Source organism: Hominiventricola sp. (assembly GCF_057604405.1).
Window position 1 is genome coordinate 51,110 of record NZ_DBLYVB010000003.1, and the last position, 9,889, is coordinate 60,998.

General features: G+C 45.0%; 5 protein-coding genes and 1 tRNA gene. All 6 read left to right on the forward strand.

Going from position 1 to position 9,889, the window contains the following annotated elements:
- Positions 1–75: 75 nt before the first annotated feature.
- The 6 genes from pepF to ACZMB2_RS03390 all read left to right on the forward strand — a co-directional run bounded on the left by pepF (position 76) and on the right by ACZMB2_RS03390 (position 9,887).
- The gene (gene pepF, locus ACZMB2_RS03365) at positions 76–1,899 is read left to right on the forward strand and encodes an oligoendopeptidase F (RefSeq protein WP_487595625.1); all 1,824 of its coding nucleotides are present in this window, start codon (positions 76–78) and stop codon (positions 1,897–1,899) included.
- Complete coding sequence (locus tag ACZMB2_RS03370; protein ID WP_487595515.1) at positions 1,862–2,662, forward strand: nitroreductase family protein; 801 nt, start codon at positions 1,862–1,864, stop codon at positions 2,660–2,662. The genes pepF and ACZMB2_RS03370 overlap by 38 nt, the downstream gene beginning before the upstream one ends.
- A gap of 85 nt (positions 2,663–2,747) precedes the next feature.
- A tRNA-Gly gene (locus tag ACZMB2_RS03375) sits at positions 2,748–2,819 on the forward strand.
- Between the two features lie 202 nt (positions 2,820–3,021).
- Positions 3,022–6,765, forward strand: coding sequence for a phosphoribosylformylglycinamidine synthase (locus ACZMB2_RS03380; protein ID WP_487595516.1), 3,744 nt, complete (start codon positions 3,022–3,024; stop codon positions 6,763–6,765).
- Positions 6,766–7,028: 263 nt separating this feature from the next.
- Positions 7,029–8,336: an ATP-binding protein gene (locus tag ACZMB2_RS03385; RefSeq protein WP_487595517.1), complete on the forward strand. Its 1,308-nt coding sequence runs from the start codon at positions 7,029–7,031 to the stop codon at positions 8,334–8,336.
- An 81-nt stretch (positions 8,337–8,417) separates the two neighbouring features.
- Positions 8,418–9,887: a TIGR02677 family protein gene (locus tag ACZMB2_RS03390; protein ID WP_487595518.1), complete on the forward strand. Its 1,470-nt coding sequence runs from the start codon at positions 8,418–8,420 to the stop codon at positions 9,885–9,887.
- The last annotated feature ends 2 nt before the right edge of the window (positions 9,888–9,889 follow it).

Consider the following 9,889-nt stretch of genomic DNA (forward strand, 5'->3'; position numbering starts at 1 on the left):
CTGTCTCGTTTTTTTAAAAAGGACATTGACTTCCTGAAAACCTGTGTTACGATAAAGAAAGCGAGGAAGTTAATGATGACAGACAGAAAATTGAACACAAGAGAAGAAGCCGATGCCCGCTACAAATGGGCCATCGAAGATTTATATAAGGATGATGAAGACTGGAAGAGAGATTATGAACTTCTGAAAAGCCGGATCCCAGAACTTACAAAGTTCCGTGGACGGCTTGGCGAGAGCGCAGAAGTTCTCTTATCCATGCAGAAATTAAGTGACGAACTGAACCAACTGCTGGAGAAAGTATATGTTTATGCAAATCAGCGTCTTCATGAAAATACAGATAACAGCACGTACCAGAATCTGGCAAGTCAGGCCCAGGGATTGTTAGTGGAACTCTCCGAGAGCCTGTCTTTTGTGGAGCCAGAGCTCATGGAGCTGCCGGACGGAATCATTGAGACATTCCTGGATGAAAATGAAGAGCTTTTGGTATACCGCCAGTATTTTGAAAATATAATAAGACAGAAAAAACATGTCCTGCCCACAGAACAGGAACAGCTTTTGGCGGCTATGGGAGAGGTGGCAGAAAGCCCGAAGGATATTTTCTCCATGTTTAATAATGCGGATATTCGTTTTCCGGAGATTACCGGGGAAGATGGGCATCCGGTGCAGGTGACCCATGGACGTTATATGTCTCTCATGCAGAGCCGGAACCGTCAGGTGCGAAAAGATGTCTTTGAAGCTATGTATGGAGTTTATGGTGACTGGAGAAATACGCTGGCTGCCATGTATCGTGCCAATGTGAAGCAGGAGGCATTTCTGGCGAAGGCACATAAGTATACATCTGACCTGGAAGCAGCTCTGGATGGAAGTCATATTCCGGTGAAAGTCTATGAGCAGCTTATTGAAGCTGTGCATGAATCCATGCCGCTGATGTACCGCTATATGAAGCTGCGGAAAAAACTTCTTGGCGTGGAAGAACTTCATATGTATGATCTCTATGTTCCCATGACAGAACAGGATCACAGTGAGATTCCATTTGAGCAGGCGAAGAAAACTGTATTAGAAGGGCTCGCTCCCATGGGTGAAGAATATTTACATCTGCTCAGAGAAGGATTTGATCACGGATGGATAGATGTCTATGAGAATCAGGGAAAACGGACAGGTGCGTATTCCTGGGGAGCCTATGGAACCCATCCTTACGTGCTGCTCAACTATCAGGGAACGTTGCACGATGTCTTTACACTTGCCCATGAAATGGGGCATGCTCTGCATTCCTGGTATTCTGATGAGCATCAGCCCTATATTTATGCAGGCTACCGGATCTTCGTGGCAGAGGTGGCATCTACCTGCAACGAGGCATTGCTCATTCATTATCTGATGGAACAGAGTAAAAAGGCTGGAGACCAGAAGAAGACCATGTATCTTATAAACTATTTTCTGGAACAGTTCCGGACCACATTGTTCCGGCAGACAATGTTTGCAGAATTTGAGAAGATTACCCACGGACTGCAGGAACAGGGAGAGACATTGACGGCAGACCGGTTATGTGAGATTTATTATGATCTGAATAAGCTGTATTTTGGGGAAGAGATCTGTGTGGATCAGGAGATTGCCATGGAATGGGCCAGGATTCCACATTTCTATACACCATTTTATGTTTATCAGTATGCGACCGGATTTTCGGCAGCCATTGCTCTGTCCAAACAGATTCTGGAGCAGGGAGCGCCTGCGGTGGAACAGTATAAGAAATTCCTGAAGGGAGGAAGTTCCATGTATCCGCTGGAACTTCTGAAGGTGGCAGGAGTGGATATGGAGCAGAAAGCTCCGGTACAGGATGCACTTGCGGTATTTGCACAATATCTCGATGAGATGGAAAGGCTTGCAGACCATGACACTGTATGAAGCAATTTTTCGGAGAAAATCAATCAGAAAATACAGGGATACAGAGATTGATCCCAAACTGTTGGAGAAGATCGAACAGTATGGAGAGGATGCAGTCGGCATCCGCCCGGAGATCCGGACGAAATGGAAAATTTTAAAAGGCTCTGACAAACGTCTGGCAGGACTTTTTCTGGTGAAAGCACCCTATTATGTGGTGCTTTATTCGGAGATCTGTGAGGACTACCGGAAAAATGCAGGATGTCTTATGGAACAGCTGGTGCTGTATCTGCATACAAAGGGCATCGGCAGCTGTTATCAGGGCGGTGCCCGCGTGAAGCATGAGGATGAAAAAGAACTGGAGCCGGTCATGATCATGGCATTTGGTTACCCGGCAGAACCATTGGAGCGGGATCGGGAAGCATTCAAGCGGATGGAACTGAATCGGTTTGTGAAAGTCCATGGAAATTTTGGTAAAGTGCAGCGAAAACTTCTGGAAGCAGCAAGGGTGGCTCCTTCCGCCATGAACCTGCAGCCCTGGCGTTTTGTAGTGACCGATGGCAAAATTCATATGTTTGTGAAGAAGCCGGGAAAGATCGGCTATCAGATGCAGCAGGATTTTAATCTCTTTGATGCAGGTATTGCACTGGCACATATGCTGGTGACCGCAGAAGAGCAGTGGTTTGACCTGGAATACCAGAAACTGGACAGCATTCTGGAAAAAGATTTCCCAAACAATATGTATGTGGGCAGCCTGCTGATCCTGAATGAAAGTGAAAAGATCTGAAAGATAAAAAATATCTGTTGACAAATGTACCGTTTTCCGGTATCATATGTTTTGTCGCTGATACAGTGACAGCACAACAGATTTTGCACGAGTGGCTCAGTGGTGGAGTATCGCCTTGCCAAGGCGAGGGTCGCGGGTTCGAATCCCGTCTCGTGCTCTTAAAGGATTCAGAATTTATCTGGATCCTTTTTCTTTTGTCGGTTTTCCTATATTTATTAGTATAATTTATAACATAATTAACATATATTAAATTTACTAATCAGAAAAAGTGTGATATGATAACCTTAACAATGTGAACAACGGGGCAGGATTGTGGCTCCGTAAGATAGAACCATATGAGCTGATGGAGGTAGAGAAGCATGGTAAGACGCGTCTTTGTGGAAAAGAAACCTGAGTTTGCAGTAAAGGCAAAAGAGCTGCAGGAGGAGATCAGAAGTTATCTTGGTATCCAGACCGTGACAGGTGTCCGTGTCCTGATCCGTTATGACGTAGAGAATATTTCTGATGAGACTTTTGAAGAAGCATGCCATACGGTATTTGCAGAGCCGCCGGTAGATACTCTTTATCAGGAAAGCTTTGAGACCGCCAAAGGAGCCGCAGTATTCGGTGTTGAGTTCCTTCCGGGACAGTTCGACCAGAGAGCAGATTCCGCTGTACAGTGCGTACAGTTCTTGAATTCCGCTGAAAAGCCGGTGATCCGTACCGCTGTCATCTATGTGATTGAAGGAAATACGACAGAGGCAGAGCTTGATTCCATCAAGGCATTCTGTATCAACCCGGTAGATTCCCGTGAAACTGTCATGGAGAAACCGGAGACTCTGGTAACTGTATTTGAGGATCCGGCTGATGTAAAGATTTTTGATGGATTTAAAAATATGCCGGAAGAAGAGCTGAAAGAACTTTACAGCTCCTTGAATCTGGCTATGACCTTCAAGGATTTCCAGCATATCCAGAACTACTTCAGAGGTGAGGAGAACCGTGATCCGTCCATGACCGAGATCCGCGTGCTGGATACGTATTGGTCCGATCACTGCCGCCATACCACCTTCTCTACGGAGCTTAAGGATGTAAAATTCGAAGACGGATATTATCGTGCACCCATTGAGAAAACCTATGAGCAGTACGTAGCTGACCATAAAGAGATTTTCAAAGGAAGAGATGACAAATTCATCTGTCTTATGGATCTGGCGCTGATGGCTATGAGAAAGCTGAAAAAAGAAGGAAAACTCAAGGATCAGGAGGAATCTGACGAGATCAATGCCTGCTCCATCGTGGTTCCGGTCGAAATCGATGGGGAGACCGAGGAGTGGCTGGTTAATTTCAAGAATGAAACCCACAACCATCCGACAGAGATCGAGCCCTTCGGTGGTGCTGCTACCTGTCTTGGCGGAGCTATCCGTGACCCGTTGTCAGGCCGTACTTACGTATATCAGGCAATGCGTGTAACCGGCGCAGCTGATCCGACCGTTCCGGTATCTGAGACTCTGAAGGGCAAACTGCCCCAGAAAAAACTGGTGCGCGGTGCAGCCAGCGGCTACAGCTCTTATGGTAACCAGATTGGACTGGCTACTGGATATGTAAAAGAGATTTATCATCCGAACTATGTGGCAAAACGTATGGAGATTGGTGCTGTTATGGGTGCTGCTCCGAGAAAAGATGTGATCCGTGAGACTTCTGATCCGGGAGATATCATCATCCTGCTGGGCGGCCGTACCGGACGTGACGGCTGCGGTGGTGCGACTGGTTCTTCCAAAGTACATACCGAGGCTTCCATTGAGACCTGCGGTGCTGAGGTGCAGAAAGGTAATGCTCCGACGGAGCGTAAGATCCAGAGACTGTTCCGCCGTCCGGAAGTAACCCGTCTCATTAAGAAATGTAACGACTTCGGTGCAGGCGGTGTGTCTGTAGCCATCGGTGAGCTGGCAGACGGTCTGGTCGTAGATCTGGACAAGGTGCCGAAGAAATATGAAGGTCTTGATGGAACTGAGCTTGCCATCTCCGAATCTCAGGAGCGTATGGCGGTGGTTGTTGATCCGAAAGACGTCAAAGAATTTATGGGATATGCAGCAGAGGAGAATCTGGAATCTGTCTGCGTAGCGGAAGTGACCGAATCTCCGAGACTGGTGCTCACCTGGAGAGGAAAGAAGATCGTGGATATTTCCAGAGCCTTCCTCGATACTAACGGTGCTCATCAGGAGACTTCTGTCGCAGTGGACATGCCGTCCGAGACAGAGAAATATTTTGAAAGAAAAGAAGTCAGTGATATCCGTGAAAAATGGCTGGATACCCTGAAAGATTTAAATGTTTGCTCCCAGAAGGGCCTGGTGGAGATGTTCGACGGCTCCATCGGAGCAGGCAGCGTGCTGATGCCTTATGGCGGAAAATATCAGCTGACCGAGACCCAGGCAATGGTAGCCAAACTTCCGGTACTCAAAGGAAATACGGATACCGTTACGATGATGAGTTATGGATTTGATCCCTATCTGTCCAGCTGGTCTCCGTATCATGGTGCTGTTTACGCAGTGCTGGAGTCTGTGGCAAGAATCGTGGCAACCGGTGGTGATTACAGCAAGATCCGTTTCACCTTCCAGGAGTACTTCCGCAGAATGACCGAGGATCCCCATCGCTGGAGCCAGCCCTTCGCAGCACTCCTCGGTGCTTATAGCGCACAGCTGGGATTCGGACTGCCGTCCATCGGAGGAAAAGACAGTATGTCCGGCACCTTCAACGATATCGATGTACCGCCGACACTGGTATCTTTTGCAGTGGATATTGCAAGTTACAAACATATTATCACTCCGGAATTTAAGAAAGCCGGTAACAAGCTGGTTCTCTTAAAAGTCGACAGAGACGCTTACGATCTGCCGGATTATGAAAAGATCATGGATCAGTACGGCAAGTTCTTTGAGGATGTAAAGGCCGGAAAGATCGTTTCTGCTTATGCCCTGGATGGCAAGGGTGTGATTCCGGCAGTCAGCAAGATGGCATTTGGTAATAAACTCGGTGTCAAACTGGAGCACAATCTGGATCCGAGAGATGCATTTGCACCTGGATTCGGTTCTATCGTGGCAGAGGTTCCGGCAGGCAAAGTTGGCGAGCTTTCCATCACTTATACCGAGATCGGTGAAGTGACGGTAAGCGGCTTCTCCTATGGCAATGTTTCTATCAGTACAGAAGAAGCACTGGACGCATGGAAAGGAACACTGGAGAAAGTATTCCCGACTGTGGCAGAGAAGAATAAAGAAGTACTGGATACACCGGTTTACAAGGCAGACAGCATTTACGTATGCAAACATCAGGTGGCAAAACCGACCGTATTTATCCCGGTATTCCCGGGTACCAACTGCGAGTACGACAGTACGAAAGCGTTTGAGCGTGCCGGTGCCAACGTGGTAACCAAAGTATTTAAGAATTTAAGTGAGAGCGACATCAAAGAATCCGTGGATGCCTTCGAGAAAGCCATCAGCCAGGCACAGATCATTATGTTCCCGGGCGGCTTCTCCGCAGGTGACGAGCCGGATGGATCTGCGAAATTCTTTGCAACCGCATTTGAAAATGAGAAGATCAAGGAAGCGGTAACAAAGCTTCTGAATGAGAGAGACGGACTGGCACTGGGTATCTGCAACGGTTTCCAGGCACTGATCAAGCTGGGACTGGTTCCCTACGGTGAGATCACCGGACAGCAGCCGGATTCCCCGACTCTGACCTTCAACACCATTAACCGCCATATCTCCAAGATGGTCTACACCAAGGTGGTCAGCAACAAGTCCCCGTGGCTGGCAGGCGCAGAGCTGGGCGGCGTCTATGTAAACCCGGCATCCCATGGTGAGGGACGTTTTGTAGCACCGAAGGAGTGGATTGACAAACTGTTTGCGAATGGACAGGTGGCAACCCAGTATGTAGATCTGGCAGGTAACCCGACCATGGATGAAGAATGGAACGTCAATGGTTCCTACGCTTCCATCGAAGGTATCACAAGCCCGGACGGACGTGTCTTCGGTAAGATGGCACATTCCGAGAGACGCGGCACCGCAGTAGCTATCAATATCTACGGTGAGCAGGATCTGAAGATCTTTGAGTCTGGAGTGAAATATTTCAAATAAATGTAATTATTCAGAGCCATGCATGAGCAAAAGTAAAGCTGCGAAGCAGCGATTTTGCGAATGGGACTATGAATAGTTACCAATAAATAGAACATTCAGAAGACAGCATCAGTTTCAGAAAATGAGACTGGTGCTGTCTTTTTGGGTATAATTGTATTATAATAATAAAAAATCCTAAATGTTGATAATGAGTACAATTTAGAACTCTAAAATGTTGATTGATAACATTAAATGGAATAATAAATGTTGATTCGAGGTGCCTTATGCTGAAAAGAAAAGCGACAAATTACATTAAAAACTGGATAAATAAAAAGGACAGAAAATGCCTGGTTGTTCAGGGAGCCAGACAGACCGGGAAAACATACATGATCGAACGGTTCGCAGAGGAAAACTTTGAGGAATTGCTTGAAATTAATTTTAAGCAGATGCCTTCAGCAATGGATATTTTTGCCGGAGATCTTACAGTGGACAATATGATTATGGCTATGCGTTTCCGTTTTCCGGAAAAGAAAATTGTTCCGAGAAAAACTTTGATTTTTCTGGATGAAATTCAGGAATGTCAGGAGGCAATCACATCACTCAAGTTCTGGGCAATAGACAACAGGTATGATGTCATTGCTTCAGGATCACTTCTGGGAATCGACTATAAACGTGCATCTTCCTATCCTGTAGGGTATGTTGATTATCTGAGAATGTATGGGATGGATTTCGAAGAATTTCTTTGGGGAATGGGCATTTCCGAAGATATGATAGGAAATCTTTGTGGGTATTTACATTCAAAGACAGTGATACCGGAGGCGATTCATTCGCAGATGATGAATTACTACAGACAGTATATTGCAACAGGTGGTATGCCAGAAGTGGTACAGAAGTATATAGATACGAAGGATTTCAGGGAAGTTGACAGGGTTCAAAGAAATCTCTTGCAGGGATATCAGTATGACATAGCGCATTATGCAACCGCTGAAGAAAAGGTAAAAGCAGAGAAGTGTTATCTCTCACTTGCAAAGCAGCTATTAGATAAGGAAAATCATAAATTTCAATATAAAGAAATCGAGCATGGTGGAAGGGCACAAAAATATTATTCAAGTGTGGAATGGCTGCTTCGGGCAGATATGATACAATTATGTAAACTGGTGACGGATGTCAGATTTGATTTGGATGATTATGCAAGAGACGACTTTTTCCGGGCATATACAACTGATTTATCACTGCTGATGGCGATGAAGGATTTTTCTTTAAAACAGCACATAGTGGAAAACACATTAGCAGGAAACTCAAAAGGCGGTATTTATGAATGTTCAATAGCTGATGCTCTTTATAAGAAGGGATATCAGATCTATTTCTATAAAAATGACACAACGAAAAGAGAAATCGATGTTATTATTCAGAAAGACGGGAGAGTGGTTCCTATTGAAGTCAAGAGTGGAAATACCCGGGCAAATTCATTAAAATGGTTGATGAAAAATAACAAAGATATATCTTATGGATATAAATTTGTGGATGGTAACATAGGTGAAAGCGAAGAGAGGATCGTGACGTTGCCATTGTATCTGATTGCATTTATTTAGAGAACACAATTAAGTACTGAAAACAGGACATGAAATATAGATAATAGTACTTAATAAGATACTTAAGAGAGGAACAAACGGATGGACCATTTCGAACAGATCAATGAAACTTCCTATTTGTCGGTACAGAATGCACCGGTATACCGGAAAATTATGAGATGCTTTTACCGGGAATATGAAAAGATGCATTTTCAGCTATATAAAGAAAATATTTTCAGGATCTTAAAAGAGGATGAAGCATTTGAAATGTATTCCATGGAACAGTTGGTTCTGGACCTGGAAACACTTGTAAAGTGGAAAAATCTTACGCCGATACAGGATCCGGGAAAAGTGTACACGATAGCGGACTATAAAAATAAGCAATATCGCTATACCATGTCGGAATACGCTGTGGAGATCGAGCGCCTGACAGTACGTCTGGAAAATCTATTTCTGGAATCGGGCAATTTGTCAACGAACTTTTTTACCCGTCTGGAGAGAAATCTGGATGAGACGGAGAACATGGAGAATGCAGAGCTTCGCACAGTGAACGAATGGTGGCATACGTTGCAGGAAGATTTTAAACGACTCAACCAGAACTATCAGGACTATCTGCGGGATTTTTATTCCGGAAAAACGGAGAAATTAATGAAATCCGTGGAATTCATGGTTCATAAGGACAAATTTATTAAATATTTGAATGAATTTGTGCAGGAATTGCAGCGGCACTCCAAACGGATGGAACGGCTATTGGAAAAAAATACGGAGCGTATGGAGCATACGATTCTGGAACGGGTCGTAGCGAGTGAACTGGATATTCCACATGCACTGTTGGAAATACATGGAAATGCGGAGCCAAGTATCCGGGAAAATGTATACGGAAAATGGTATTCCCTGAAAAACTGGTTTGTGGACGGGCAGGGCCAGGAATGCGAAGCAAAAAAAGTATTGAAAATCACCAATGATATCATACGGAATATTATTCAAAATGCAGCCCTGATCGTACAGATCCAGAACTGGGGCATCAGCAGAAAGGATGATTATAAAAAATTTCTGGAACTCTTTTTAAAATGTGAGGATCTGGAGGAGGCCCATAAATTATCGTCCCATGTCTTCGGGGTGCAGCAGATCGAACATTATAAGACCAATCTGCCGAGAGAAGAGGATAGTATTAATAACAGTGTTTATCAGGAAGATCCGGCAATGTTTTTACTGAAACCTCACACAAGAGGGTATCGTGAGAGAAAAGACAGAACCGGTTTTGCTGATAAATCATTGGAAAAAATGGCACAGCGGGAAAGCTATCTGCGTCGGGCACAGAAGCAGAAAGAAGTAGTACTCCGGTATATCAGGGAGCAAAAGATCCGGTTTGCAGAGATTGACGAAGTGATTTCCGAAGACACAAGGGCTATTTTCCTGCAGTGGATTGCGCAGGCCAATATGAGCTCGGAAAAGACAGGCCGGACGGAATACGGACAGGAGTATTACCTGAGGAAAAAGGAAGGAAGCTGTGTCCTGAAATGCGAGGATGGCGATTTGAAAATGCCAGATTATATATTGGAGTTTAAATAAAT